This window comes from Rhizobium sp. RAF56 (assembly GCF_052113965.1).
GTDB lineage: Bacteria > Pseudomonadota > Alphaproteobacteria > Rhizobiales > Rhizobiaceae > Rhizobium.
The window spans coordinates 17208-43701 of record NZ_JBFRDU010000005.1; the positions used below are offsets into that span (position 1 = coordinate 17208).

Below are 26494 nucleotides of genomic sequence, written 5' to 3' on the forward strand. Positions count from 1 at the left end.
ATGGCAAGCTATCTGATCCTGACGCCGCCGGGCGGGGCTGATCGCGATCAATCAAAAACGCGGTTCGTCCGCGACGGCTTTTCATTTCTGGCCTTCGTCTTCCCGACTTTATGGCTGCTCTGGCATCGGCAATGGCTTGCGGCGATCGCCGCGTTTTTGCTGCAGGGGATCGGCGGCGAACTGATGAGCCGTGAGGGATTTGGTCCCGCCGGCTTCGCCATCCTTTTCGGAACTGGCCTCCTCGTCGCTCTCGAGGGCCGGAAACTCTATGCCGACAGTCTTGTCGCGCGCGGCTGGAAAGAAGAAGGCCTTGTCTCTGCTTCGCGGCTTGGCGTGGCCGAGGATATCTATTTCGCAGGCGCCGAGAACGATCCCAACGAGGATATCACGATTAAATCATCGGATATTCCAACTCGATCGGCACCGGCCGCCCGTTCCGGCGGCCCCGCGCTTGGTCTCATCGGCTATGACGGAGGACGCTAGAGAATGCGCGTGGCCATCATCGACTATGGTTCGGGAAATCTCCGCTCCGCCACAAAGGCGTTCGAGCGCGCCGCCCGCGAGGTAGGCGTCTCAGCGGAAATCGACCTGACGGACAAGGCCGAGCGCGTCGCTACGGCAGACCGCATCGTCCTTCCGGGCGTCGGTGCCTATGCCGACTGCCGCCGTGGCCTCGGCGCCGTCGCCGGCATGATCGAGGCACTGACCGACGTCGTCGAGCATAAAGCCCGCCCTTTTCTCGGTATCTGCGTCGGCATGCAGCTGATGTCGTCGCGTGGGCTCGAAAAGACGATCACCAACGGTCTCGGCTGGATCAAGGGCGACGTCATCGAGATGACGCCGGATGATCCTTCGCTGAAGATCCCGCAGATCGGCTGGAACACTTTGGAACTAAAGCATCCGCACCCTCTCTTCGACGGGATTCCGACCGGCGCTTCCGGCTTGCACGCCTATTTCGTGCACTCCTACCATCTGGCGGCGGCAAACGCCGATGACATCGTCGCGACGACCGACTACGGCGGCCCGATGACCGCGGTTGTCGGCCGGAACAACATGGTCGGCACCCAGTTCCATCCGGAAAAGAGCCAGAAGCTCGGCCTCGCCCTGATCGCCAATTTCCTGCGCTGGAAGCCGTAAAGCGGCAGCGCGTCGAACGGACAGAACCCATGATCCTTTTTCCCGCCATCGACCTCAAGGACGGCCAGTGCGTTCGCCTGAAACTGGGCGATATGGACCAGGCGACGGTCTACAATTCCGATCCGGCCAACCAAGCCAAGTCCTTCGAGGACCAGGGTTTCGAGTGGCTTCACGTTGTTGACCTGAACGGCGCCTTCGCCGGCGAAAGCGTCAACGGCGCGGCCGTGGATGCAATTCTCGCCGCGACCAAGAACCCGGTGCAGCTCGGTGGTGGCATCCGTACGCTCGCGCATATCGAGAAATGGCTGTCGCGCGGGCTTTCCCGCGTCATCCTCGGCACGGTCGCCGTGCGCGATCCGACGCTCGTGATGGAGGCGTGCCGGCTGTTTCCGCACGGGGTCGCCGTCGGCATCGATGCCAAGGGCGGGAGGGTAGCGGTCGAGGGCTGGGCGGAGGCCTCGGAACTCGGCGTCGTCGAGCTCGCGAAACGCTTCGAAGGCGTTGGCGTGACCGCGATTATCTACACCGACATCGACCGCGACGGCATTCTGGCTGGCATCAACTGGGCCTCGACGCTGGAACTGGCAGGCGCTGTCTCCATCCCCGTCATCGCTTCGGGCGGGCTTGCATCGCTTGACGACGTTCGCCGTATGCTGGAACCGGACGCTCGAAAACTTGAAGGTGCAATATCCGGCCGTGCCCTCTATGATGGTCGCATCGACCCGAAGGAGGCGCTGGCCCTGATCAAGGCGGCGCGGGCGAAGGAAGCTGTAGAATGACCCTCAAGGCCCGCGTCATCCCCTGTCTCGACGTCAAGGACGGCCGCGTCGTCAAGGGCGTGAATTTCGTCGATCTCATCGATGCCGGCGATCCGGTGGAGGCGGCCAAGGCCTACGACGCGGCCGGCGCCGACGAACTCTGCTTCCTCGACATCACCGCCTCGTCCGACAATCGCGACACCATCTTCGACGTTGTCGCCCGCACGGCCGAGCAGTGCTTCATGCCGGTGACGGTCGGTGGCGGGGTTCGTGCTGTCGCCGATATCCGCAAGCTGCTTCTGTGCGGCGCCGACAAGGTCTCGATCAATTCCGCGGCGGTGAAAAACCCCGACTTCGTGGCGGAGGCGGCAGACAAGTTCGGCAATCAATGCATCGTGGTGTCGATCGACGCAAAGAAGGTGTCGGGCCTCGGCGAAACGCCCCGCTGGGAGATTTTCACCCATGGCGGCCGCCAGCCGACCGGCATCGATGCCGTCGAGTTCGCCGGGAAAATGGTCGAGCGCGGCGCCGGGGAATTGCTGGTGACGTCGATGGACCGTGACGGTACGAAGAGCGGCTACGACATCGATCTCACCAAGGCGATCGCCGACAGCGTCCGCGTGCCGGTGATTGCGTCGGGCGGTGTGGGAAATCTCGACGACCTCGTTGCCGGCGTGACGGAAGGCCATGCGACGGCGGTGCTCGCCGCGTCGATCTTCCACTTCGGCACCTATTCCGTCAGCGAAGCCAAGCACTATATGGCCCATCACGGCATCGCCATGCGCCTTGACTGACAGCAGAAGAGAGATGCCGATGAGCAGCTTTTCCCTTTCCGATCTCGAAACCATCGTCCGCGAACGCGCGAAAGCCCCGCCGGAGCAATCCTGGACGGCCAAGCTCGTTGCCGCCGGCCAGTCGAAGGCAGCAAAGAAGCTGGGCGAGGAAGCAGTCGAGGCGGTGATTGCCGCCGTCACCAACGACCGGCAGAACCTCACCTATGAGGCGGCCGACATGCTCTATCACCTTCTCGTCGTCTTGAAGATCGCCGACATTCCGCTTGCGGACGTCATGGGCGAGCTCGAACGCCGAACCACCCAATCCGGCCTTGCGGAAAAGGCCAACCGGCAGCCATCATGACGGTCGCGACGCCAAACACGCCGGCACACGAGCCGCTCGATCATTTTCAGGCGAATGCCTATTCGCCCTACCATTTCTTCACGTCGGAGGAATGGTCGCGATTTCGCGCCGACACGCCGCTGACCTTGACGGCCGACGAAGTGTCGCGGCTGCGCTCGATGGGCGATCCGATCGATCTCGACGAAGTGCGCCGCATCTATCTCTCGCTGTCGCGGCTGCTGTCCTCGCACGTGGAATCGTCACAGATCCTGTTCGAGCAACGCAACCGGTTCCTCAGCCTGTCCGACGTCGGCAAGACGCCTTTCGTCATCGGCATCGCCGGCTCGGTTGCCGTCGGCAAGTCCACGACGGCCCGCATCCTGAAGGAGCTTCTGCGACGCTGGCCGTCGAGCCCGAAGGTCGACCTGATCACGACCGACGGCTTTCTCTATCCGAACGCCGAGCTGCAGCGCAGGCGGCTCATGCAGCGCAAGGGGTTTCCGGAAAGCTATGACACCGCAGCGCTCTTGCGCTTCCTCTCGGCGATCAAGGCGGGCCAGCGCAACGTTGCCGCGCCCTGCTATTCGCACCTCGTCTATGACGTCCTGCCGGGAGAGTACAAGACCATCGACCGCCCCGACATTCTGATTTTCGAGGGCATCAACGTCCTGCAGTCGCGCAACCTGCCTGTGGACGGCAAGATCGTGCCGATGGTTTCCGATTTCTTCGATTTCTCGATCTATATCGACGCCGAGGAGAGCCTGATCCATAACTGGTACGTGCACCGCTTCATGAACCTTCGCCAGACGGCCTTCCGCGATCCGAACTCTTATTTCCATCGCTATGCCTCGATCTCCGAGGAGGAGGCGCTGGCGGTGGCAGAGGGGCTATGGAAGAACATCAACCTGAAGAACCTGCGCAACAACATCCTGCCGACCCGCCCACGGGCGGATCTCATTCTGCAAAAGGGCAGGAACCACCTGATTGAGCGCGTAGCGCTGAGGAAACTCTAGTTTCGCGTAATTGCGGACAGAAAAGACGCTAACCGCCCAAGATTCACCGGCGCGAACGCCTATGGCGACACACGTCGTAACGTCAGGTTTATCCGGCCGCCGTTCTTCAGAAGCGTTGAGGTTCCCGCGTGGATCCGGTCGACGCCGTGAAAGCAGAGCCTCCCCTCGCCGCCGAGCACAACGATATCGCCGCTTGCAAGCTTGAAGGATAGCGTCGGATCCTTGCGCTCCGGGCCGCCGACGCGGAACAGACAGCTGTTGCCGAGCGAGATGGAAAGGACCGGGGCGGCGAGATCCTGTTCGTCGCGATCCTGATGCAGGCCCATGCGAGCATCGTCGTCGTAGAAATTGACGAGACAGGCCTCCGGCGGCTTTTCATAGCCGGCTATTTTGTCCCAGAGAGCGAGTAGCTGCTGCGGCATTTCAGGCCAAGGCCGGCCGGTAACGGGATGCGTCGGCTGATAGCGGTAACCGCGCGCCTTGTCCGTCACCCAGCCGAGCGGGCCGCAGTTGGTCATGCGCACGGACATCGGCCTGCCGGTGCCAGGCATCACGGGGACGAAGAGCGGCGCGTCGGCCACGACGGCGCGGATCGCCTCGACCAGGGCTTCCTGAGCGGGGCGATCGAGATAATCTGGCAGATGGCGAATTCCGTTTGGCAGGAGCATGACGGTTTCCCGAATTCGGCGCTTTGACAAATAGCCTGCTGGCCGTCACTTGACGACCCGAAAGAGCATGGTCATTCGCCGCCCGGCCTGCCCCGCATCTTCTTTACTTCCGATCGCCCCGATTTTTCCTTTAGACGCCGTTCAACCGAGCCTTTCGTCGGCTTGGTTTTCTTGCGCGGCGGCGGCGGCGGGGCTGCCGCTTCGAGGATCAGCTCTTTCAGCCGTTCGCGCGCGTCCTCGCGGTTGCGGTCCTGGCTGCGGTGGCGACTTGCCTCGATCATCAGCACGCCGTCCTTCGAAACGCGCCTTCCTGCGAGTTTCAGTGCATTGGCCTTCACGCGCTCGTTGAGCGCCGGCGAGGCCGCGATGTTGAAGAAAAGCTGGACGGCGGACGACACCTTGTTGACGTGCTGGCCGCCAGGCCCGCCCGCCAGAACGAACTGTTCCGTCAGTTCCCAGCCGGCAATGACGATCCGGTCGTTGATGTAAAGCGCTTCGCTGGCCATGATTTTCTCCGCGCCCGTCTATCCCATATTGTCCGCGCCTTGAAAACCACCTTGAGCGCCGAGTCTGGACACAGAAAAGCCCGGCAACAACGCTGCCGGGTTTCACGTGAATCAGCCAATTCAAATTTCTACAGCGTCTCTTGCGGCGCTGCGTTTTGACTATTCGGCCGCGATCTTCAGACCGGGGGCCGCGTCGCGGACGGGACCGTCTACATGGTCCTCGAACTTCGTGAAGTTGTTGATGAACATCTCCGCCAGCTTCCTTGCCTGCGCGTCGTACGCGGCTCCATCGGCCCAGGTCGAGCGCGGGTCGAGGATGGCGCTATCAACACCCTCGACCGCAACCGGCACAGCGAAACCGAAATTGGCATCGCTGCGGAACTCGGCATTCTCCAGCTCACCCTTGAGAGCAGCCGAAAGCAGACGACGCGTCGCCTTGATCGGCATGCGGCGGCCGGTGCCGTATGCGCCACCGGTCCAGCCGGTGTTGACGAGCCAGCATTCGACACCATGGCGGCTGATCAGCGCCTTCAAGAGATTGCCGTATTCGGCAGGATGCCGCGGCATGAAAGGAGCGCCGAAGCATGTCGAGAAGGTTGCTTCCGGTTCCGTCACGCCCTTTTCCGTTCCCGCGACCTTGGCGGTGTAGCCGGAAAGGAAGTGGTACATGGCCTGATCGGGCGTCAGGCGCGCGATCGGCGGCATGACGCCGAAAGCATCGGCCGTCAGCATGATGATCGTCTGCGGATGGCCTGTCATGCCGCTTTCCGACGCGTTCGGAATGAAGTGCAGCGGATAGGCGGCGCGGGTGTTTTCCGTGAGCGAGCCGTCATCAAGGTCCGGGATGCCTTCCTCGTTGAGGACGACATTCTCGAGCACTGTGCCGAAGCGGCGGGTGGTTTCGTAGATCTCCGGCTCGGCCTCGGCCGAGAGACGGATCGTCTTGGCGTAGCAGCCGCCCTCGAAGTTGAAAATCCCGTTCTCACCCCAGCCGTGCTCGTCGTCGCCGATCAGCGTGCGCGTCGGATCTGCCGAGAGCGTCGTCTTGCCCGTCCCCGACAGGCCGAAGAAGACCGCAGCATCGCCTTCCGGACCGACATTGGCCGAGCAATGCATCGGCATGACGCCCTTTTCAGGCAGGAGGTAGTTGAGCACGGTAAAGACCGACTTCTTCATTTCGCCGGCATAGGAGGTGCCGCCGATCAGGATCAGGCCGCGGGTAAGATCGCAGGCGATGGCGGTTTCCGTTCGGCAACCGTGGCGCTCGGGATCGGCGCGGAAGCTCGGCAGATCGATAATCGTCAGCTGGGCCGCGAAATCCGCAAGCGTGGCGCGATCCGGGCGGATCAGCAGATTGCGGATGAACAGCGAATGCCAGGCGAATTCCGTCACCACGCGCGTCGGCAGAGCGTAGTCGACATCGGCGCCGCCGACGAGATCCTGAACGAACAGGTCCCTGTCTTTCGCATGGGCGAGCATATCGGCGTGAAGTACGGCGAAATGCGCCGGCGACATCGGCTTGTTGTTGTCCCACCAGATCTGGTCTTCGGTGGCAGCGTCGCGAACGACGAACTTGTCCTTCGGAGAACGGCCTGTGTGCTGGCCGGTGATGGCGCGAAGAGCGCCGTGGGCGGTGAGTTCCGCCTCACCCCGGCGAATCGCCTCTTGATAGAGCTGAGCCTCGGAAAGATTATAGCGAACGCTTGCCGCATGACCCAATCCGATCGTTTCCAGCCCCACTTTGAGGTTGTGCTCTCCGAACGACTCCATCGCTACCCATCCTTTGCTACGGCTCGTCGCCATTAAATCTGGATCGACGGTAGTGGGCTTCCGGAGAAAACACAAGATGGCGCGATCCAGAAAATTTAATGATATCAGTTATTTAATCGATTTAAAAGAAATTATCTAATTTTAAATCGTTTGAAGTGGTTTCACGCGTTCAATTTGTCGCACAACCTAACCGAGAACTAGCGCAACGAATGTAAAGTCCGCCCCTTTATCTTTGCCACAATTTGTTCCACCTTTATCCCGATAAGCGCGCCGGTACCGCCGACCAAGTTGGCAAACCACCTGGGCTGGAATCCAAATCCGGGAGATGCGCACTGATGACGGAGACGAATACCATGCAGACAATCGCGCTCGTTGACGACGACCGCAACATCCTCACTTCGGTGTCGATCGCGCTGGAAGCCGAGGGTTACAAGGTCGAAACCTACACCGATGGCGCTTCGGCGCTCGATGGTCTTCTCGCCCGCCCGCCGCAATTGGCCATCTTCGATATCAAGATGCCACGTATGGACGGCATGGAACTGCTGCGGAGGCTACGCCAGAAATCCGACCTGCCGGTGATCTTCCTGACGTCGAAGGACGAGGAGATCGATGAGCTGTTCGGCCTGAAGATGGGCGCTGACGACTTCATCACCAAGCCGTTCTCGCAACGCCTTCTCGTCGAGCGCGTAAAGGCGGTCTTGCGCCGCGCTTCTGCGCGCGAGGCAAGTGCCGCGGCAGGCAGCTCCGGGTCCCAGCCGAAACCCGGCGCCGTCGTCCAGGCGCGATCGCTCGAGCGTGGCCAGCTGGTCATGGACCAGGAGCGTCACACCTGCACCTGGAAAAACGAGGCGGTTACACTGACCGTCACCGAATTCCTGATCCTGCACTCGCTTGCACAACGCCCAGGCGTGGTGAAGAGCCGCGACGCGCTCATGGATGCGGCCTATGACGAGCAGGTTTACGTCGACGACCGCACCATCGACAGCCACATCAAGCGGCTCCGCAAGAAATTCAAAATGGTCGACCTCGATTTTGATATGATCGAGACGCTCTATGGCGTGGGATATCGGTTCCGCGAAGCCGCCTGACAGAGTATAGGGCGGGTAAGATGAAAGGCGTGCGGGCAGGATTTCTGAAATCCTGCCCTTCGAGAGGGCCAGGGGTTTGGCGCAGCTGGTGCAGGACAGAGACATAGACGACGCGGACAGCGCAAGCGGTAGCCGCCTATCCGGACGCCGGTGGACCCATCCCTTCACCATCATCCGCCGCATATTCGGCAATGCCGTCTTCTCGAGCCTGACGCGACGGATTCTGTTCTTCAATCTCGCCGCCTTGCTGGTCCTCGTCGGCGGCATCCTCTACCTCAACCAGTTTCGTGAAGGCTTGATCGACGCGCGCGTCGAGAGCCTTCTGACCCAGGGTGAAATCATCGCCGGCGCGGTCGCAGCCTCCGCTTCCGTCGACACCAATTCGATCACCATCGATCCGCAGAAATTGCTCGAACTGCAGGCCGGACAGAGCATCACGCCGGTTCCAAACGACGAGGATCTGGAATTTCCGATCGATCCGGAAAAGGTGGCGCCCGTGCTGCGTCGGCTGATTTCACCGACGCGGACGCGCGCCCGTATCTTCGATGCCGATGCCAATTTGCTGCTCGATTCGCGCCATCTCTATTCCCGTGGCCAGGTGCTGCGTTTCGATCTGCCGCCGGTCGAGGACGAGGCGCAAAGCTGGTCCGACTGGTTCAGCGGCCTGCTCAACAAGATCCTGCAGCCCGGCAACCTGCCGGTCTACAAGGAGGCGCCGGGTGGCGACGGCTCGATCTATCCGGAAGTCATGAACGCGCTCACCGGCGTGCGCGGCGCTGTCGTCCGCACCACCGAAAAAGGCGAACTGATCGTCTCGGTCGCCGTGCCGATCCAGCGCTTCCGCGCCGTGCTCGGGGTCATGCTCCTGTCGACGCAGGCGGGCGACATCGACAAGATCGTGCATGCCGAGCGGCTTGCCATCATGCGCGTTTTCGGCATTGCGACGCTCGTCAACGTCGTGCTGTCGCTACTTTTGTCCTCGACTATCGCCAACCCGCTGCGGCGGCTGTCGGCGGCGGCGATCCGGGTGCGGCGCGGTGCCAGGGAGCGCGAGGAAATCCCCGACTTCTCCGCGCGCCAGGACGAGATCGGCAATCTTTCCATAGCGCTGCGCGAGATGACGACGGCGCTTTACGACCGTATCGATGCCATCGAAAGTTTCGCCGCCGACGTCAGCCACGAGCTCAAGAACCCGCTGACGTCGCTACGCAGCGCCGTGGAGACACTGCCGCTTGCCCGGAACGACGACAGCAAGAAGCGCCTGATGGACGTCATCCAGCACGACGTCCGCCGCCTCGATCGGCTGATCAGCGACATTTCCGATGCTTCGCGGCTCGATGCCGAGCTTGCGCGCTCCGACGAGAAGGTGCTCGACCTCGAGGTGCTGCTGCGCGATATGATCGACATCTCCCGCCAGGTCGGCCACAGCAAGCGAGCCGTCCTCATCGAGTATTCGGTCGAGCGGAAGGCGGGCGCGAAGACGAAGTTCCTTGTCAGGGGACATGACCTGCGCCTCGGGCAGATCGTCGCCAACCTCATCGAGAACGCCCGTTCCTTCGTGCCGGAGGACGGCGGGAAGATAACCGTGCGCCTGGTGCGAACGCGTACCCGCTGCGTCGTCTACTTCGAAGACAATGGTCCGGGCATCCAGGCCGAAGACATCGACCGCATTTTCGAGCGCTTCTATACCGACCGGCCGGAATCGGAAGGCTTTGGCCAGAACTCCGGTCTCGGCCTGTCGATCAGCCGCCAAATCGCCGAAGCACATCGCGGCTCGCTGCGCGCCGAAAACATGCTGGACGGCACGGGCGCGATCACCGGCGCGCGCTTTACCCTGACGCTACCCGCCGAGGCGCATTCATGATCGGGAAGGCGGCCAACGTCCACGCCACGGCAATCGTGGTCGAGACGACCGGCCTCATCTTCGTCGGCCCGTCGGGAAGCGGCAAATCCTCGCTCGCCTTTTCCTGCCTTGCGGAGGCGCGCGCCCTCGGCCTGTCGGCGGTGCTGGTCGCCGACGACCAGGTGTTCCTCTCATTGGATGGAGCCGATGTCGTGGCGCGCTGTCCGCCAACTATTGCGGGGCTCATGGAGGTGCGCGGAACCGGCATCATCAGCCTGCCCTATCAGTCGCAAGCCGTGCTGCATTATGCCGTGATGCCGATTGATCTTGCGGTTGCCGACCGGCTGCCGCCGGAGGACGAACGCCTCGATCTTGCCGCCGACATCTCCCTGCCCCTCATCCGGATTTCCTCTACGGCGCGCAATCCGCTGGCCATCATAATGGCGAAAATCCCCGTGAGCGGGCGCTGATCGGGCCCGCGCTCGACACTCAGGCCCCCTGAACATTCATTTTCGGCTTGCACTTCGCCTTTTCATCGACAAGATGAGCCCCCACCGGGTGGACGTATTTGTTGCATTGCGATATTGCCCACCTGTTTGCCTATGCGATGGGAGCAGTAATATCATGATCGGACTTGTGCTTGTCACTCATGGCAAGCTGGCTGAAGAGTTTCGGCATGCGGTGGAGCATGTCGTTGGTCCGCAGAAATTCATCCAGACCGTCTCTATTGGTCCCGAGGACGACATGGACCAGAGAAGGCAGGATATTCTTCAAGCTGTCGCAGGCGCAGACGATGGACATGGCGTGATCATCCTCACCGACATGTTCGGCGGCACCCCGTCCAATCTCGCAATTTCCGTGATGAGCAGCGGCCACACCGAGGTCATCGCCGGCGTGAACCTACCGATGCTGATCAAACTCGCCGGCGTACGCGGCGAAAACAATATGGAAAAGGCCCTGGTCGAGGCATCCGAGGCGGGACGGAAGTATATTAACGTAGCCAGCCGCGTATTGAGCGGCAAATGAGAGACGGCGATGACTTCGCATTCGAAGGAACTTCTGATTATCAATAAGCGCGGTCTGCATGCGCGCGCTTCCGCCAAGTTCGTGCAGACGGTTGAAGCCTACGACGCCGCCATCACCGTATCGAAGGATGGCACGACGGTCGGTGGCACATCGATCATGGGCCTGATGATGCTTGCCGCGAGCCCCGGCTGCAGCGTGCTCGTCACCGCCAGCGGCAATCAGGCGACCGAAGCGCTCGATGCGCTCGATCGGCTTGTCGCCGACAGGTTCGGCGAAGAAATTTAGCTTGCCGCACCACATAAAGACATAAAGACTTCTTTATATCCTCATTGCCTTCCAGCCGGAAGCCTGCTAAACGGGCTTATCTTCGCACCTCTGCGTGCTATCCCAGGCATAGGTCCGCCGCTGGCGGTCCGGCTGCCTCATCCAGGCTGGAGACCTTCATGAGCACTGAAAAGGACTACGTCGTCGCCGATATCGGCCTTGCGGATTTCGGCCGCAAGGAAATCACGATCGCGGAAACGGAAATGCCGGGCCTGATGGCCTGCCGCGCCGAATTCGGCCAAGCCAAGCCGCTGAAGGGTGCACGCATTACCGGCTCGCTGCACATGACGATCCAGACCGCCGTGCTCATCGAGACGCTGGTGGCACTCGGGGCCGAGGTTCGCTGGGCTTCGTGCAACATCTTCTCGACGCAGGACCATGCCGCGGCCGCGATTGCCGCCTCGGGCGTCCCGGTCTTCGCCGTCAAGGGTGAATCGCTCAAAGACTACTGGATCTACACCGACAAGATCTTCCAATGGGCCGACGGCGGCCTCTCCAACATGATCCTCGACGACGGCGGCGACGCCACCATGTACATCCTGCTCGGCGCCCGCGCCGAAGCCGGTGAAGACGTGCTGTCGCACCCGCATTCGGAAGAAGAGGAAATCCTCTTCGCCCAGATCAAGAAGCGCCTTGCCGCAACGCCCGGCTGGTTCACCAAGCAGCGCGATGCCATCAAGGGCGTCACCGAAGAGACCACGACCGGCGTCAATCGCCTGTATCAGCTGAGCCAGAAGGGCCTGTTGCCCTTCCCGGCGATCAACGTCAACGACTCGGTTACGAAGTCGAAGTTCGACAACAAGTACGGCTGCAAGGAATCGCTGGTCGACGGTATCCGCCGCGCCACCGACGTCATGATGGCCGGCAAGGTCGCCGTCGTCTGCGGTTACGGCGATGTCGGCAAGGGTTCGGCCGCCTCGCTCTCCGGCGCCGGCGCCCGCGTCAAGGTCACCGAGGCCGATCCGATCTGCGCGCTGCAGGCCGCCATGGACGGCTACGAGGTCGTTCTGCTTGAGGACGTCATCAGCTCCGCCGACATCTTCATCACCACCACGGGCAACAAGGATGTCATCCGCATCGACCATATGCGTCAGATGAAGGACATGGCGATCGTCGGCAACATCGGCCACTTCGACAACGAAATCGAAGTCGCCTCGCTGCGTAACCTCAAGTGGACGAACATCAAGCCGCAGGTCGACCTGATCGAGTTCCCGAAGGGCAACCGCATCATCCTCCTGTCCGAAGGTCGTCTGCTCAACCTCGGCAACGCGACGGGCCATCCGTCCTTCGTGATGTCGGCTTCCTTCACCAACCAGACGCTGGCCCAGATCGAACTCTTCACCAAGCCCGCCCAGTACGAAAACAAGGTTTACGTCCTGCCGAAGCAGCTCGATGAAAAGGTTGCGCGCCTGCATCTCGACAAGCTCGGCGTGAAGCTGACGCAGCTTTCGCAAGAACAGGCTGCCTATATCGGCGTGACGCCGCAGGGTCCTTTCAAGTCGGACCACTATCGCTACTAATATTGCGGTTGAAAACCACTACATCTTGTAGCCCTGGTCTTGACAAAGACCAGGGCTTATTTTTTGGACGCCGGCCTTTCCGGCGATTCCCTGAGGCAGTATTGTTTTATGACATGATTCGCGGCGCGCTGATTGGCGAGGCCACGGATATGGGATGTCTTGTCGAGAATGCGGCATACTAAGGACGGAGACAGACCGAGAATGTCGGACCCAAAGGACGATCTGCCAAAGGCGGCGGACGCGCAAATTCGCGCAACCGCAGGCATGCCAAGCCTCGGCGGAACGATGCTTTTCTTCAAGAAGCAGCCGCGATATCGGACCGGCCGATCTGGCCCGCTGGCGCGGCTCCTGCAGCTTTGCGCCTCGGGGACCGCAATCGCCGGTCTCGCCGGCCCCGTGTTCGCGCAGTCTGAAGCGCCAGTCGTCCGCCTCTTCACCTCAGCCGAAATGGTCACCTCTTCACTCGTGCTCGGCATCATCTCGGCGGCACTTCTTTCGACGATCTGGCTGGTGCGGCAGCGCGGTAATCTCGAAACCGAGAGCCGCGAGATCCGCACCGCCCTTTGCGACGCCAACCAACGCATTTCCCGCTACCAGGCGCTGATCGCCGACAAGAACCGCCGCGTCGTCATCTGGGACGGCCCGAACACCCGTCCGGAGATGCTCGGACAGCTTCCCGTCGAGACCGGCGCACCGCAGGACAGCGAATTCCTGGCTTTCGGAAAGTGGCTCAAGCCATGGTCGGCGGCCGAACTCGAAAAGGCGATCGACCAGCTGCGCGGCAGCGGCCAGAGTTTTGACATGGTCGTCGAAACCGGTCGCGAAGAGGTTCTGGAGGCCCAGGGCCGCATCTCCGGCGCTCGTGCGTTCGTTCGCTTCATCGCGCTCAACAATCTTCGCGCGGAACTTGCCGAACTGAAGATCGAGCGCGACCGTCTGATGACGTCGATCTCGGCGTTCCAGGGTCTGCTCGACGCGATCGACCTTCCCGTCTGGCAACGCGACGGGGAAGGCAAGCTCAGCTGGGTCAATCAAGCCTATGGCGAAGCCGTCGAGGCTGTGACGCCCGATGAAGCGGTTCGTGAAGGCCGCGAAATCCTGAGCACGGCCGCTCGCGAACGCATCCGGGCATCAGCGACGCCCGAATCCCCTTTCCATGACAAAATTTCTACCGTCGTCGGCGGCAATCGCACCTTCTTCGACGTCGTTGACGTGAAGGTGCGGAATGGCTCGACCGGAATTGCCGTCGACGTATCCGAAATCGAGGCGATCCGCGCCGAACTCGAGCGGACGCTTAAGGCTCACGCCGAAACGCTCGACCATCTCGGCACGCCGGTGGCCATCTTCGATGGCGCCCGCCGCCTGCAATTCTATAACCAGGCTTTCGTTCAGCTCTGGCAGCTCGACATCGGCTTCCTCGAAACCAAGCCAGACAACAGCGAACTGCTCGATCGCCTGCGCTCGGCCAAGAAGCTGCCGGAACAGCTGAGCTGGAAGTCGTGGAAGGAAAACGCGCTCTCGGTCTACCGCTCGCTCGACACGCAATCCGACCTCTGGCATCTGCCCAACGGCCAGACGCTTCGCGTTTTCGCAACCGCGCATCCGCAAGGGGGCGCCACCTGGGTTTTCGAAAACCTGACCGAGCAGGTCGATCTCGAAACGCGCTACAACACGCTGGTCATGGTACAGGGCGAGACGATCGACCACCTTTCCGAAGGTGTCGCGGTGTTCGGCCCCGACGGCCGCATCCGCCTCTCCAACCCGGCCTTCCGCGCGCTTTGGGGCGTGACGGAGGCTGACTCCAAGCCCGGCACCCACATACAGGCGCTGGCCGAAGCCTGCTCCGCTTCGTATGACGGCGCCGACGGCTGGAAACGTTTCGCCGAGCAGATCACCAGTTTCGACGACGAGCGCCCCTCCTCCCAGGGCACGCTTGAACTCTTCTCCGGCCTGGTGCTCGATTTTGCCGTCACGCCGCTGCCCAACGCACAGACGATGCTGACCTTCGTCAACAAGACGGACAGCGTTCGCGCCGAACGCGCGCTGACCGAAAAGAACGATGCGCTGCGGAAGGCGGGCGAACTGAAGAACGACTTCGTGCAGCACGTCTCCTACGAATTGCGCTCGCCGCTTACCAACATCATCGGCTTCACCGATCTCCTGAAAACGCCGGGAATCGGCACGCTCAACGAGCGGCAGGCGGAGTATATCGACCATATCTCCACGTCCTCGGCCGTACTCTTGACCCTCGTCAACGACATCCTCGACCTTGCCACGGTCGACGCCGGCATCATGCGGCTGAACTACTCGGAAATCATGCTGGACGACCTTCTCGACGACGTGTCGATCCAGATCGCCGACCGGCTGCAGGAAAGCGGCGCATCGCTGGAGATCATCGCCCCCGCGCGCCTTGGCAGCATCGTCGCTGACCAGCAAAGGCTGAAGCAGATTCTCCTCAAGCTCTTGAACAACGCGGCCAATTTCGCCCCGGCAGGGTCCGTGATTACCCTCCAATGCCGCCGCGACGGCAGCGATTTCGTCTTTTCGGTCGCCGACAAAGGCCCCGGCATTCCGGAAGATCTGATGCGGACCGTGTTCAATCGCTTTGCCTCCGGCGCGAAGGGCACCAAGCGTGGCGGCGCCGGCCTCGGCCTTTCGATCGTCGAGAGTTTCGTCAGCCTCCATGACGGCCAGGTGTCGATCGACAGCCAGCCTGGCCGTGGCACCATTGTCACCTGCAGGATTCCCTCCGCGCAGCTGCCTCACTCCGTCGCGGCAGAATGACCAACGGAAGCGACATTGCGCTCTTTCTCCCCGACGAGGCGGCGACCGCGCGTCTGGGCGAGGATCTGGCGCTCGCCCTCAAGCCCGGCGATTGCCTGGCGCTCTCGGGCGATCTAGGTGCCGGGAAATCGTCACTCGCCCGTGCCCTTCTGCGGGCGGTCGCCGATGACGACGCGCTCGAGGTACCGAGCCCCACGTTCACCCTGGTGCAATCCTACGCGCTACGCGTCCCAGTCTCGCATTTCGACCTCTATCGTCTCGGTGATCCGACCGAATTGACCGAACTCGGCTTCGACGAAGCGCTGCAAGGCGGCATCTGCCTCGTCGAATGGCCTGAAATGGCCGAAGGGGAATTACCGCCCGACCGCATCACGCTCCGGTTCGAACATCAGGGCGACGGCAGGCAGGCGACGATTGCCGGGCCGGAAAAGCAGATTGCCCGCATCCGCCGCGTGCTGGCAATCCGCGCCTTGCTCGACTTGCATGGCTACACTGACGCCCGGCGCCGGTTCCTGACCGGCGACGCGTCGCTGCGTGCCTACGAACAGATCTGGCCGGCCGGCAACGGGCCACGTCTCATCCTCATGGATTGGCCGCCTTTGCCGGAGGGGCCACCGGTGCTCGACGGCAAGCCCTATCCAAAGGTCGCGCATATCGCTGAGGATGCCTATCCTTTCGTGGCGGTCGCCAACGTCCTGCGTGAGCACGGCTTTGCCGCGCCCGAAGTGTTTTGGGCCGACTACCAGCAGGGCATTCTCCTGATTGAGGATCTTGGGACCGAAGCCATCGTCGACGAAGGCGGCCAGCCGATTGCCGAGCGCTACCGCCAAAGCGCCGCCGCCCTTGCGCATCTGCACGGATTGACCATCCCGCGGGATATCCCGGTCACGGCATCCCATATCCACAGCATCCCGGACTTCGACCGCACCGCAATGACGATGGAGGCGCGGCTGCTCCTCGACTGGCATCTGCCCTTCAAGCGTGGGGAGCCTTCGACCGAGGCCGAGCGCACCGAGTATCTGGCGATCTGGGGCCATCTCATCGACCTGTTGCAGCCGGCGGAAAAAAACCTGCTGCTTCGCGATTTCCATTCCCCAAACATCATCTGGCGACCGCAGGAGCATGGGCTGAAGCGGATCGGCATCATCGATTTCCAGGATGCGATGATCGGGCCGACCGCCTACGATCTGGCGTCATTGGTACAGGATGCCCGCGTGACGATCGATCGCCCGCTGCAGCACCAGCTGCTGCAGGAATATCTTGCGCTGCGGCGGCGCCAGGCCGGTTTCGACGAAGAGGGCTTCCTGCAGGCCTTCGCGATCATGTCGGCGCAGCGAAACTGCAAGCTTGCCGGGCTTTGGGTCCGGCTGAAGCAACGCGACGGCAAGCCCGGCTATCTCAAGCATATGCCGCGCACGCTTTCCTATCTGCAAGCTGCCTTCGAGCATCCGGCGCTTGCCCCCTTGCGCGATTGGTGCGCAAGGGCTGGAATAGGCGACGACGAATCATAGATCCGGATCCAATGATCATCAGACAAGCCATGGTGCTCGCCGCGGGTCTCGGCACCCGCATGCGCCCGGTGACAGACACCATTCCAAAACCGCTGGTGAAGATTGGCGGCAAGCCGATGATCGACTATGGGCTGGACGCCCTCGTTGCCGCCGGTGTCGAAACGGCAGCCGTCAACGTTCACTATCTCGCCGAACAGATGATCGATCACCTAAGCGCCTATTCCGGCCTCGACATCGTCGTTTCCGATGAGCGCGAGCGGCTGATGAATTCCGGCGGCGGGCTGGCCAAGGGCCTGGAACTCCTGGACCGCGATCCGGTCTTCGTGATGAACGCCGATCTCTTCTGGATCGGAGAGCCGCACGGCAAACCCAGCAACCTCGAACGCTTAGCCGGCTTCTTCGATTCCGCCACAATGGATATGGCGCTTCTCTGCGTGCGCCTGGAAAACACGACCGGCCACGACGGCAAGAGGGATTTCAGCCTGGGCGAGGACGGGCGGCTGACGCGCTATCGCGAGGGTTTGCCGAACCCGGTCGTCTATGCCGGCGCTATCGTCCTTAGTCCCACTCTTTTCGACGACGCGCCGGAGGGCGCCTTCAATCTCAATATCTATTTCGATCGTGCAATCGCGGCGGGCCGGCTCCATGGCCTCGTGCTCGAAGGGCATTGGCTGACGGTCGGCACGCCGGAAGCGATCGGCGAGGCGGAAGAGACGATCCGCAAATTTTCGGAGATTGCCTAAGCGATGGCCGCCGGGGGCGGACAACGCGTCCTGACTATCCCTTCGGGTCTTCCCTTCCTGAAGACGCTCGCGGCCGCCCTTTGCGACGGCCGGTTGACGGAGCATTTCCGCCACGATCCGTCCGATCCGCTGTCGCTTGCCAGGGTGACGATCTTCCTGCCGACGCGGCGCGCGGCGCGCGTGCTGCGCTCGGAATTCGTCGACCTGCTCGGCGGCCGTTCCGCCATCCTTCCAATCATCCGCCCGCTTGGCGAAACGGACGAAGACAGCAGCTATTTTGACGAGGCACTGCCGGAAACCCTCGATCTCGCCCAGCCGCTTTCGGCTACCGCGCGGCTGATCGAGCTCGCCCGCCTGATCCTTGCCTGGCGCAACAAGCTGCCGCAGATCGTGCGTGACATTCATTCGGATTCGCCGCTGGTTGCGCCGGCAAGCCCCGCCGACGCCATCTGGCTTGCCCGCAACCTCTCCGAACTTATCGATTCTCTCGAGACCGAGGATCGCGAATGGGCGGAACTTTCGGCGCTTGATGCCGAGGATCATGCACTCTGGTGGCAGCTGACCGCACAATTCCTCGAAATCGCCAGCCAGTTCTGGCCGGCCCGGCTCGGCGAACTCGGCAAGTCGTCGGCTGCGCGAAACCGGAACGCTCTGCTGCGCGCCGAAGCCAAACGCATTGCCAGCGCCAAACACAGCGGCCCGATCATCGTTGCGGGCTCTACCGGCTCGATGCCGGCCACGGCCGAGCTGATCGCCGCCGTTGCGGCACTTCCTCAAGGCGTCATCGTGCTGCCAGGCCTCGACCGCGCCATGCCCGACGCCGATTGGATGCTCGTGGCGCCGGACTTGCGAAAGGGCGACCGCGCCGACCCGACAAGCTGCAGCCATTCGCAGTACGGTCTGGCACTTCTACTGAAGAAGCTCGGGGTGACGCGCCGCGATGTCGAGGCGCTGGCGGAACCCGACGACAATCAGACACTGCGCGCGGAGATCCTGTCGCGGGCGCTGGCGCCGTCGGCAGCGACCAGTGGCTGGGGCGAATGGCGCAAGCACCTCGCTCCCGGTGCGCTTTCCGGCGCCTTTGCCGACGTCGCCATGATTGAAGCGGCCAACGAGCGCGAGGAGGCGACCGCAATCGCGATCGCGCTGCGGTTGGCGCTGGAAAAACCCGGCAGAAACGGACGCGAAAGCCAGGCCGCGCTGATCACCCCGGACCGCAATCTGGCGCGCCGCGTGACGGCTGAACTTTCCCGCTTCGGCATCCTCGCCGACGATTCTGCCGGCACACCGCTCGCCTCCACGCCGCAGGGAGCCCTGACCCAGCTGCTTCTCGAAGCCGCGCTGCGCCCAGGCGATCCCGTGGCGATCGTTTCGCTGCTGAAACATCCGCTAGCGCGCTTCGGCCTCGAAGCGGAAAAGCTTGCTGCGGCTGTCGGAGCACTCGAATTGTTGGCACTGCGCGGCGGGGTCGCCGAGGTGGATATCGGCTTGCTGGAGCCGCTGCTCGCCCGCCGCCTTGCTGAGCAGTCCACGGAACGTCATCCGCCGCAATGGCGCCAGGCGCTGCCGGCGGAAGCTGCCGACTGGGCCGCCGATCTTGCCCGCCGCGTGGCAAACGCCACCGAGCCTCTCGTCTCCGCGCTGGTCGGGCGCAAGTCTCAAGAGCAGGGATTGACGACGGGATTTCCCCTTTCTGCGTGGGCCGAGCGCACCGGCAAAGCGCTGGAGGCGGTTGCTGCGGACGAGCGCGGCAACCTCGCGAACCTCTGGTCGGGTGAAGCCGGAGATGCGCTTGCCAGCCTGCTCCGCGACGTCATCGCAACTGACGGGCAGCTCGAAGCCGACGGCCCGCAATGGATCGACATCGTCGCCGCATTGCTGGCCGGCCAAGCGGTGAAGCCCCGCGCGCTGAGCCACCCCCACCTCTTTATCTTCGGCACACTGGAAGCCCGTCTGCAGAGCGTCGACACGCTGATCCTTGGCGGGTTGAACGAGGGTTCCTGGCCGGGGCAGACCGCCAACAATCCTTTTCTTTCCCGCTCGATGAAGACCCAGATCGGCCTTGAGCCTCCGGAACGTCGGATCGGCCAGCTTGCGCACGACTTCGAGATGGCGAATGGCACGCGCCACCTGATTTATAGCCGCGCTCTAAGGCAAGGCTCGACTCCCACCGTCGCCTCCCGCTGGCTGCAGCGACTGACAGCGCTTGGCGGCGAGGCATTCGAAGCAGAGATGAAGGCGCGGGGCGTCCGCTATCTCGACTGGGCAGCAATGATCGACGCGGGAGACGACCAGCAACCGGCGCAGCGACCTTCGCCGAAGCCGGCTATAGCGTTGCAGCCGAAGAGCTATTCCTTCAGCGAGGTCGGACGGCTGCGCCGCGACCCCTACGCGATCTATGCAAGGCGCGTACTGAGGCTCGATCCGGTGGGTCCCTTCAACCACGATCCCGGAGCAGCGGAGCGCGGAATACTCTATCACGATATTGTCGACCGCTTCGTCCGCGAGGGCCACGTCGCGGGAACGCCGGCGGGCGTGCAGGCGATGGAGCGCATCCTCACCGAACTCTTCGATGCCGAACGTCTGCCGCCCCATATCGACAGCGTCTGGCGACCCCGCTTCCGCGAGGTCGCGCGCGCTTTTCTTGCCTGGGAAAAGGAGCGCCGCCCACAGCTTCGCCACACCTTCACCGAGGCGCGTGGCGGCGTGGAAATCGAAGCGCTCGGCATCAAGCTCACCGGCGTTGCCGATCGGATAGACCTTAAGCCTGACGGCAATGCCGACATCATCGACTACAAGACCGGCTATAGCCCTTCGCCGGCGCAGGCACGCGCGCTGCTCGACCCGCAACTGGCGCTCGAGGCCTATGCACTGAAGGCGGGCGCCTTTCGAGAGGCCGGTCGGCTGACCCCGGAGGATCTGCTTTACGTCCGCCTGCGGCCGGGCCACCGTTTCAAGGTCGATGCCGTCAACAACGAACTGTCAACCCGGGACAGGAAAGCAAAGTCGGCTATGGATCTCGCCGAGGAGTCGATCGAGCAGTTCGCGAAATTCGTGTCGATGCTGCAATCGGGCGAGAAGGGTTTTTCCTCGCGGCTGATCCCGGCGCAACAATTCGAGTATGGCGGCGACTACGACCATCTTGCCCGCGTGGCGGAATGGTCCACGGCCGAGGCCGAGGAGGCCGGCGGCGATGAGTGAGCACGCACCGCTTCCCGAAGGCAACGACCCTGGAACCTGGCTCGGCTGGACGACGATCCAGCAGTCGCTTGCTTCGGATCCCGCACGCTCCGCCTGGGTTTCCGCCAATGCCGGTTCGGGCAAGACGCATGTGCTGACCCAGCGCGTCATCCGTCTGCTGCTCGCCGGCGCACGGCCCTCGGCCATCCTTTGCCTGACCTATACCAAGGCTGCGGCCTCGGAGATGTCTAACCGCGTCTTCTCACGGCTGGCGGAGTGGGCGACCCTGCCCGACGAGGCTTTGGAGCGGAAGATCGCGGAGATCGAAGGCGAGCCGCCGGGTCCTTTGAAGCTCGCGGCCGCGCGTCGGCTGTTCGCCAAGGCGCTGGAAACACCGGGTGGGCTGAAGATCCAGACCATACACGCCTTCTGCGAGGCGCTGCTGCATCAATTTCCACTGGAAGCCAATGTGGCGGGGCACTTCTCCGTGCTCGATGACCGAGCCGCGACGACGCTGCTTGCCGATGCGCGCCGCTCGCTCCTAACCGCAACGACACCGGAAGAGGACGCCGGTCTCGCGGAAGCTTTCGCGCATGTGCTCGACATCGGCGACGAAACGGGCCTGGAAACCCTGCTCGGGGACATCGTCGCCAATCGCAACGCGATCAGGCAATTTGCGCGGGCTGCCGCCATCGAGGGCGGCATCGATGCAAGCCTTCGCGCCCGCTTCGGCCTTTCTGCCGGCGACAGCGAGGCCGGCATACTGCATCAGTACTGGCCGCTACCCGGTCTCTCCGGCGCCGCGCTCAACCACTACCTCGAGCTTGCCGAGGAACGCGGCGGCCCCAGAGCGAAGGCGATCGCGGCGGGGCTGCGCCGGGCGGTTGGCGAGCCGGATCCGGCAACGCGGGCCGATATTCTGGAAGAGGTGCTGCTGACGGCGAAGGGCGAGCCCAAATCCCACGGACAGTTCTTCGTCGGAGCGATGCTCGCTGCCGCGCCCGAGCTTGCCGACGCCGTCGCGACGGCCCGCGCGCATGTCCTTTACTGCCGCGACCGGCTGCGGCGCGCGCGCCTGCACCGCGCCACACTTGCTGCGCTCACCCTTGCCGACCGACTTAATCAAGACTACGAGGCGCTGAAGAAGCGGCGCAGCCAACTCGACTTCGACGACCTGATCACGCGCACCGCCGAGCTTTTGACAAAGAGCGGCGTCGGTCCCTGGATCCACTACAAGCTCGATCAGGGGATCGACCATATCCTCGTCGACGAGGCGCAGGATACCAGCCCCGTACAGTGGACTGTCATTCAGTCGCTCGCCGAGGATTTTTTCGCCGGAGCCGGAGCGCGGCCTGGGCTGCGCACGCTCTTTGCGGTCGGCGATGAAAAGCAGTCGATCTATTCCTTCCAGGGTGCGCGGCCCGAACGCTTTTCCGAGGAAAGCGAGCGCACCCGCCGACGCGTGATCGCGGGAGGGCATGCTTTTTCCCCGGTGCGCCTGCCACTCTCGTTTCGCTCCACCGCCGACGTGCTTTCCGCGGTCGACCACGTCTTTTCCGACGTCGAAAACGCGCGGGGCTTGAGTGCGCTCGGTGATCCGATCGTGCACCTGTCGAGCCGCATTGGTCATGCCGGCGCCGTCGATCTCTGGGATATGATCGCGCCTGAGCCGGCGCCGAAGGACGAGGATTGGACAGCGCCTTTCGATGCGACGCCGGAAAGCGCCCCCGCCGCCATCCTCGCCCGCCGCATCGCCCATTCGATCGCGACGTTGGTCGGTCGCGAGACGATCATCGAAAAGGGGAAGCTGCGCCTCATCGAGGCGGGCGACATCCTGATCCTGGTGCGCAAGCGTGATGCCTTCGTCAACGCACTGACGCGCGCGCTTAAGCGGCGTGGCAACATCCCCGTTGCGGGTGCCGACCGGTTGGTCCTGACCAGCCATATCGCCATTCAGGATCTCCTGGCGCTCGGGCGCTTTCTGCTGCTGCCGGAAGATGACCTGTCGCTGGCGGCCGTGCTGAAAAGCCCGCTCTTCAATCTCTCCGAGGATGATGTCTTTTCGATCGCCGCCCTTCGCGGCGAAGGTCGAAGCGCCTGGGACCACTTGCGCGCCTTCGCCGCCGACGGGCATAAGCGTTTTGCCGACGCCGTCGAGCGCCTGAAGCTCTTCATGGGGCTCTCGAAGTCCCTATCCGTCCACGATTTCTACGCGCGCGTGCTCGGCGGCCATGGCGGACGGCGGCAGTTTCTTGCCCGGCTCGGCACCGAGGCGAGCGACATTCTCGACGAATTCCTGACCTTCGCGCTCGACCACGAAACGGCAGGTCTGCCGGGACTGCAATCCTTCGTCTCGACGCTGGAACTGCAAGCGCCCGTCGTCAAGCGCGAGCAGGACAAGGGCCGCAATGAAGTCAGGATCATGACCGTGCATGCCGCCAAGGGGCTCGAGGCGCCGATCGTCTTTCTCGTCGACGGCGGCTCGAAGCCGTTCACCCACACCCACCTGCCGAAGCTGCGGCTCATCGAAACCGCCGGTGAGATACCGACGCCCGCCTGGGTACCGGTCGGGGCGCTTGCCAATTCCCTGACCAGGAAGGACGACGCGCGCGTTCAACGCTTGGCGGAGGAGGAATACCGCCGCCTGCTCTATGTCGGCATGACGCGTGCCGCCGACCGGCTGATCGTCTGTGGCTATCGTGGTGTTCGCGAAAACCACGACACCTGGCATGCGATGATCCGCGCCGCCCTTTGCAGGCATGAGGAGCACTGCCAGCCGGCAAGCTTCTCGGGGCCTGATGGCGAATGGCAGGGACTTACCTGGCGCGTGCGGCCGATCGAGCGGCAGCTGGAACATGCCGAGTCACTCACGAAACGCGAGGAGCGCGCTGCCCTGCCGGAGAGCCTATCGCGACCCTTGCCGCCGCAGCGGGACCTGCCTCGGCCGCTCAGCCCCTCCGGCGTCGGCATTATCGTCGACGACGGGGCGGACGATCTTCTCCTTGCCTCACCGCTCTTCTCGGAAAAAGCCAGCTCTAGTCGGGCCCTGGAAAAGGGCCGGCTGCTGCACCGGATGCTGCAGGCGCTGCCTGATCTCCAGCGCGAAGACCGCGCCGATGCCGCGCGCCGCTACGCTGAGCGCGCCGCGCGCCATTGGCCCCGTGAAGAGCGGGAGACGCTTGTCAAAGCGGTACTCGCTCTCCTCGATCATCCCGATCTGCAGGGCGTCTTCGGTGCCCATGCGCAGGCCGAGGCCTCGATTATGGGCACGCTGACGCTGCAAGGGACGAACTACGCGGTTTCGGGGCGCATCGACCGGCTTGCCGTGCTCGAGGACCGTGTCGTAATCCTCGACTACAAGACCAATCGCGTCGCGCCGGAAACGGCGGGAGACATTCCCTTCTCGCATCGCGCCCAGCTTGCGATCTATCGCGAGATCCTTGCGCCACTTTATCCCGGCAAGCCTGTGGACTGCGTTCTCGTCTATACCGAGAACGTCGCGATCTACCGGCTGACCGAGACAGCCCTTGCATTCGCGCTTGCCCACATCAAGACAAAGTGAAATACCGGTCATTGCAATTTCGACCGTGCACCATCACATGTGCGACAACTACCAGTCCCTGCAAAGGAGCAGCCTATGGCTACCGTGAAAGTCGATACCGCCAACTTCCGGTCTGAAGTTCTGGAATCCGTCGAGCCCGTCGTCGTAGATTTCTGGGCTGAATGGTGCGGCCCGTGCAAGATGATCGCGCCGAGCCTGGAAGAGCTCGCCGTCGAATTCAAGGGCAAGGTGAAGGTCGCCAAGCTTAACATCGACGAAAATCCGGAACTCGCCGCACAGTTCGGTGTGCGCTCGATCCCGACGCTTGCCATGTTCAAGGCCGGCGAAGTCGCCGATATCAAGGTCGGCGCCGCCCCGAAGACCGCTCTTTCGAGCTGGATTTCGAACGCCGCCTGAACGGTATCGACCCGCAGCATGCGAAAAGCCCGGCTCAGTCCGGGCTTTTTTGCTTTCCAGCGCTGTTACGCGGCGTCGGGCGCATCCGCCCAGAGAACGACGAGATCCTCGCGGAACGCAAAGCGCTTCAGATGGTCGGCAACCACCGTCTGCATCCGCGTGCGCGTCTCTTCATCGGCAACGCCAAGCGTCATCGTCAGCGCGTCATCGCTTGCATCGAACGCGACGTTGGCCTGCGGACCGAAGGGAACGCGTCCGTGACGCTCGTTGAACTCGACCTCGAATTTGTGGCTCCAATGCTTGCAGAGCTGCTGCAAGTAACGGCTGGCGTTGCTGGTTTGAACGATCGAAACGGATGTCGGCATGCTTCTCTCCAATAAAGTTGGCTAGAAAAAGAAAGTTTCCTGCATAGCGCTACGCCAAGGCGTGGCAAGGGCATGGCTGGGGATCTGTGCACAGTCTGTTTCAAGAATGTGTGATTTCGAAAGCCTCAGCTGTCGCTATGATCCGCGGCGTCGGATGAAACGGGAGAGACGCTGTGCTGGTGGATGGAAAGTGGACCGAAGATTGGCAGCCGGTTCAGGCAAAGGATGAGAAGGGCGGCTTCGTTCGCCAGATCTCGACATTTCGCAATTGGGTGACGCCCGACGGACGCCCAGGGCCGACGGGGACGGGCGGTTTTGCCGCCGAGCCTGGACGCTACCACCTTTATGTCGCGCTGATCTGCCCATGGGCCTCGCGTACGCTGATCGGCCGCAAGCTGAAGGGACTGGAAGACGCGATCTCGGTTTCCGTGGTCGAGCCGGTACTGACGACGCAAGGCTGGCGCTTCGGTGACTATCCCGGCGCCACCGTCGACCACGTCAATGGTGCTGCCTACCTTCACCAGGTCTACACCAAGGCCGACCCGCATATGAACGGCCGCGCGACGGTACCGCTGCTTTGGGACAAGAAAGCGGGAACCGCGGTCAACAACGAGTCCGCCGATATCCTCCGGATGATGAACGATGGTTTCGGCGATCTCGCCCGCGGTCGGATCGATCTCTATCCTCGGGCGAGACATGAGGAGATCGATGCCTTCAACGCCCGCATCTACCCGGCGCTGAACAACGGCGTCTACCGCAGCGGCTTTGCGACGACGCAACTCGCCTATGATGAGGCCTTCGCCGAGGTTTTCGATTGCCTGGATTGGGTCGAGACCGAGCTCGATGGACGGGATTTCCTGTTTGCCGATCATCCGACCGAAGCCGACATTCGGTTGTTCGTGACGCTGGTGCGCTTCGACGTCGCCTATCATGGGCTGTTCAAATGCAATCTTAGGCGCGTCTCCGATTATGGAAATCTCAGCGCCTTCTGCCGGCGCATGCTCGATTGGCCGGGTGTCGCCGAGACGGTGAGTTTCGACCATATCAAGGAGGGCTACTATTCGATCCGCTCGCTCAATCCGGCGGGGATAGTCCCGGCTGGTCCGGCGATCGACGAGCTTTTCTGAGCGGAAAGGCCGCCTCGACCGCGAACGGAAACCGGTCTATGGTCCCGCCGTCCGAGA

The 26494-nt window shown here is 62.7% G+C and carries 23 protein-coding genes; 19 read left to right on the plus strand and 4 right to left on the minus strand.

The features are described from left to right. From AB4048_RS05515 to coaA, 6 genes are read left to right on the plus strand one after another with little or no spacing between them, the layout of a single operon-like run. Complete coding sequence (locus AB4048_RS05515) at window positions 1-483, plus strand: DUF2628 domain-containing protein (RefSeq protein WP_442200918.1); 483 nt, start codon at window positions 1-3, stop codon at window positions 481-483. A 3-nt stretch (window positions 484-486) separates the two neighbouring features. Further along, entirely contained in the window at window positions 487-1137 is a 651-nt protein-coding gene (hisH, locus tag AB4048_RS05520) for an imidazole glycerol phosphate synthase subunit HisH (protein WP_442200919.1), read from the plus strand. Between the two features lie 29 nt (window positions 1138-1166). Next, window positions 1167-1916 carry a 1-(5-phosphoribosyl)-5-[(5-phosphoribosylamino)methylideneamino]imidazole-4-carboxamide isomerase gene (gene hisA, locus AB4048_RS05525; protein ID WP_442200920.1) on the plus strand — a complete coding sequence of 250 codons (750 nt, stop codon included), beginning with the start codon at window positions 1167-1169 and terminating at the stop codon, window positions 1914-1916. Next, window positions 1913-2689, plus strand: coding sequence for an imidazole glycerol phosphate synthase subunit HisF (gene hisF, locus AB4048_RS05530; RefSeq protein ID WP_442200921.1), 777 nt, complete (start codon window positions 1913-1915; stop codon window positions 2687-2689). The genes hisA and hisF overlap by 4 nt, the downstream gene beginning before the upstream one ends. Window positions 2690-2708: 19 nt before the next feature. After that, window positions 2709-3032 carry a phosphoribosyl-ATP diphosphatase gene (locus AB4048_RS05535; RefSeq protein ID WP_442200922.1) on the plus strand — a complete coding sequence of 108 codons (324 nt, stop codon included), beginning with the start codon at window positions 2709-2711 and terminating at the stop codon, window positions 3030-3032. Next, window positions 3029-4024: a type I pantothenate kinase gene (coaA, locus tag AB4048_RS05540; protein ID WP_442200923.1), complete on the plus strand. Its 996-nt coding sequence runs from the start codon at window positions 3029-3031 to the stop codon at window positions 4022-4024. Before AB4048_RS05535 ends, coaA begins: the two co-directional genes overlap by 4 nt. Window positions 4025-4083: 59 nt before the next feature. On the opposite strand, the gene AB4048_RS05545 is transcribed toward coaA, so the two are convergent. The 3 genes from AB4048_RS05545 to AB4048_RS05555 form a co-directional block, all read right to left on the minus strand. Continuing rightward, window positions 4084-4692 carry an alpha-ketoglutarate-dependent dioxygenase AlkB family protein gene (locus tag AB4048_RS05545; protein ID WP_442200924.1) on the minus strand — a complete coding sequence of 203 codons (609 nt, stop codon included), beginning with the start codon at window positions 4690-4692 and terminating at the stop codon, window positions 4084-4086. Between the two features lie 71 nt (window positions 4693-4763). Further along, complete coding sequence (gene arfB / locus AB4048_RS05550; RefSeq protein WP_442200925.1) at window positions 4764-5198, minus strand: alternative ribosome rescue aminoacyl-tRNA hydrolase ArfB; 435 nt, start codon at window positions 5196-5198, stop codon at window positions 4764-4766. Window positions 5199-5357: 159 nt separating this feature from the next. Next, on the minus strand, window positions 5358-6968 hold the full coding sequence (locus AB4048_RS05555; RefSeq protein WP_442200926.1) for a phosphoenolpyruvate carboxykinase: 1611 nt from the start codon (window positions 6966-6968) through the stop codon (window positions 5358-5360). A gap of 353 nt (window positions 6969-7321) precedes the next feature. Here AB4048_RS05555 and AB4048_RS05560 point away from each other — a divergent pair, with 353 nt between their 5' ends. From AB4048_RS05560 to trxA, 12 genes are all read left to right on the plus strand, one after another. Continuing rightward, complete coding sequence (locus AB4048_RS05560) at window positions 7322-8056, plus strand: response regulator transcription factor (protein ID WP_442201086.1); 735 nt, start codon at window positions 7322-7324, stop codon at window positions 8054-8056. A gap of 76 nt (window positions 8057-8132) precedes the next feature. Continuing rightward, entirely contained in the window at window positions 8133-9920 is a 1788-nt protein-coding gene (locus tag AB4048_RS05565; RefSeq protein WP_442200927.1) for a stimulus-sensing domain-containing protein, read from the plus strand. Next, a complete protein-coding gene (locus tag AB4048_RS05570; protein ID WP_442200928.1) occupies window positions 9917-10369 on the plus strand; it encodes an HPr kinase/phosphorylase in 453 nt (150 codons plus the stop codon). The genes AB4048_RS05565 and AB4048_RS05570 overlap by 4 nt, the downstream gene beginning before the upstream one ends. Window positions 10370-10523: 154 nt before the next feature. After that, entirely contained in the window at window positions 10524-10925 is a 402-nt protein-coding gene (locus AB4048_RS05575; RefSeq protein WP_442200929.1) for a PTS sugar transporter subunit IIA, read from the plus strand. 9 nt (window positions 10926-10934) lie between these two features. Continuing rightward, window positions 10935-11210 (plus strand): HPr family phosphocarrier protein, encoded by a 276-nt coding sequence (locus AB4048_RS05580; protein ID WP_442200930.1) that lies wholly within the window; start codon window positions 10935-10937, stop codon window positions 11208-11210. Window positions 11211-11368: 158 nt separating this feature from the next. Next, window positions 11369-12769 carry an adenosylhomocysteinase gene (gene ahcY, locus AB4048_RS05585; protein ID WP_442200931.1) on the plus strand — a complete coding sequence of 467 codons (1401 nt, stop codon included), beginning with the start codon at window positions 11369-11371 and terminating at the stop codon, window positions 12767-12769. A gap of 285 nt (window positions 12770-13054) precedes the next feature. Further along, window positions 13055-15553 (plus strand): ATP-binding protein, encoded by a 2499-nt coding sequence (locus tag AB4048_RS05590; RefSeq protein WP_442201087.1) that lies wholly within the window; start codon window positions 13055-13057, stop codon window positions 15551-15553. Continuing rightward, window positions 15550-17064 carry a tRNA (adenosine(37)-N6)-threonylcarbamoyltransferase complex ATPase subunit type 1 TsaE gene (gene tsaE / locus AB4048_RS05595; RefSeq protein WP_442200932.1) on the plus strand — a complete coding sequence of 505 codons (1515 nt, stop codon included), beginning with the start codon at window positions 15550-15552 and terminating at the stop codon, window positions 17062-17064. The genes AB4048_RS05590 and tsaE overlap by 4 nt, the downstream gene beginning before the upstream one ends. A gap of 11 nt (window positions 17065-17075) precedes the next feature. Continuing rightward, window positions 17076-17807, plus strand: a complete 732-nt coding sequence (locus AB4048_RS05600; protein ID WP_442200933.1) for a nucleotidyltransferase family protein — start codon at window positions 17076-17078, stop codon at window positions 17805-17807. A gap of 3 nt (window positions 17808-17810) precedes the next feature. Next, entirely contained in the window at window positions 17811-21008 is a 3198-nt protein-coding gene (gene addB, locus AB4048_RS05605; protein WP_442200934.1) for a double-strand break repair protein AddB, read from the plus strand. Next, on the plus strand, window positions 21001-24549 hold the full coding sequence (gene addA / locus AB4048_RS05610) for a double-strand break repair helicase AddA (RefSeq protein WP_442200935.1): 3549 nt from the start codon (window positions 21001-21003) through the stop codon (window positions 24547-24549). Before addB ends, addA begins: the two co-directional genes overlap by 8 nt. 75 nt (window positions 24550-24624) lie before the next feature. After that, complete coding sequence (trxA, locus tag AB4048_RS05615; RefSeq protein ID WP_442200936.1) at window positions 24625-24945, plus strand: thioredoxin; 321 nt, start codon at window positions 24625-24627, stop codon at window positions 24943-24945. 65 nt (window positions 24946-25010) lie between these two features. On the opposite strand, the gene AB4048_RS05620 is transcribed toward trxA, so the two are convergent. Further along, on the minus strand, window positions 25011-25310 hold the full coding sequence (locus tag AB4048_RS05620; protein ID WP_442200937.1) for a DUF2218 domain-containing protein: 300 nt from the start codon (window positions 25308-25310) through the stop codon (window positions 25011-25013). Between the two features lie 173 nt (window positions 25311-25483). On the opposite strand from AB4048_RS05620, the gene AB4048_RS05625 reads away from it, so the two are divergent. Continuing rightward, window positions 25484-26437: a glutathione S-transferase family protein gene (locus AB4048_RS05625; RefSeq protein ID WP_442200938.1), complete on the plus strand. Its 954-nt coding sequence runs from the start codon at window positions 25484-25486 to the stop codon at window positions 26435-26437. Window positions 26438-26494: the final 57 nt, after the last annotated feature.

What these genes read in the sequence shown, in the direction of transcription:
- AB4048_RS05515 (WP_442200918.1), top strand. Translation starts at nt 1, where the DNA reads ATGGCAAGCTATCTGATCCTGACGCCGCCGGGCGGGGCTGATCGCGAT.
- hisH (WP_442200919.1), top strand. Translation starts at nt 487, where the DNA reads ATGCGCGTGGCCATCATCGACTATGGTTCGGGAAATCTCCGCTCCGCC.
- hisA (WP_442200920.1), top strand. Translation starts at nt 1,167, where the DNA reads ATGATCCTTTTTCCCGCCATCGACCTCAAGGACGGCCAGTGCGTTCGC.
- hisF (WP_442200921.1), top strand. Translation starts at nt 1,913, where the DNA reads ATGACCCTCAAGGCCCGCGTCATCCCCTGTCTCGACGTCAAGGACGGC.
- AB4048_RS05535 (WP_442200922.1), top strand. Translation starts at nt 2,709, where the DNA reads ATGAGCAGCTTTTCCCTTTCCGATCTCGAAACCATCGTCCGCGAACGC.
- coaA (WP_442200923.1), top strand. Translation starts at nt 3,029, where the DNA reads ATGACGGTCGCGACGCCAAACACGCCGGCACACGAGCCGCTCGATCAT.
- AB4048_RS05545 (WP_442200924.1), bottom strand. Translation starts at nt 4,692, where the DNA reads ATGCTCCTGCCAAACGGAATTCGCCATCTGCCAGATTATCTCGATCGC.
- arfB (WP_442200925.1), bottom strand. Translation starts at nt 5,198, where the DNA reads ATGGCCAGCGAAGCGCTTTACATCAACGACCGGATCGTCATTGCCGGC.
- AB4048_RS05555 (WP_442200926.1), bottom strand. Translation starts at nt 6,968, where the DNA reads ATGGAGTCGTTCGGAGAGCACAACCTCAAAGTGGGGCTGGAAACGATC.
- AB4048_RS05560 (WP_442201086.1), top strand. Translation starts at nt 7,322, where the DNA reads ATGCAGACAATCGCGCTCGTTGACGACGACCGCAACATCCTCACTTCG.
- AB4048_RS05570 (WP_442200928.1), top strand. Translation starts at nt 9,917, where the DNA reads ATGATCGGGAAGGCGGCCAACGTCCACGCCACGGCAATCGTGGTCGAG.
- AB4048_RS05575 (WP_442200929.1), top strand. Translation starts at nt 10,524, where the DNA reads ATGATCGGACTTGTGCTTGTCACTCATGGCAAGCTGGCTGAAGAGTTT.
- AB4048_RS05580 (WP_442200930.1), top strand. Translation starts at nt 10,935, where the DNA reads ATGACTTCGCATTCGAAGGAACTTCTGATTATCAATAAGCGCGGTCTG.
- ahcY (WP_442200931.1), top strand. Translation starts at nt 11,369, where the DNA reads ATGAGCACTGAAAAGGACTACGTCGTCGCCGATATCGGCCTTGCGGAT.
- AB4048_RS05590 (WP_442201087.1), top strand. Translation starts at nt 13,055, where the DNA reads ATGCTTTTCTTCAAGAAGCAGCCGCGATATCGGACCGGCCGATCTGGC.
- tsaE (WP_442200932.1), top strand. Translation starts at nt 15,550, where the DNA reads ATGACCAACGGAAGCGACATTGCGCTCTTTCTCCCCGACGAGGCGGCG.
- AB4048_RS05600 (WP_442200933.1), top strand. Translation starts at nt 17,076, where the DNA reads ATGATCATCAGACAAGCCATGGTGCTCGCCGCGGGTCTCGGCACCCGC.
- addB (WP_442200934.1), top strand. Translation starts at nt 17,811, where the DNA reads ATGGCCGCCGGGGGCGGACAACGCGTCCTGACTATCCCTTCGGGTCTT.
- addA (WP_442200935.1), top strand. Translation starts at nt 21,001, where the DNA reads ATGAGTGAGCACGCACCGCTTCCCGAAGGCAACGACCCTGGAACCTGG.
- trxA (WP_442200936.1), top strand. Translation starts at nt 24,625, where the DNA reads ATGGCTACCGTGAAAGTCGATACCGCCAACTTCCGGTCTGAAGTTCTG.
- AB4048_RS05620 (WP_442200937.1), bottom strand. Translation starts at nt 25,310, where the DNA reads ATGCCGACATCCGTTTCGATCGTTCAAACCAGCAACGCCAGCCGTTAC.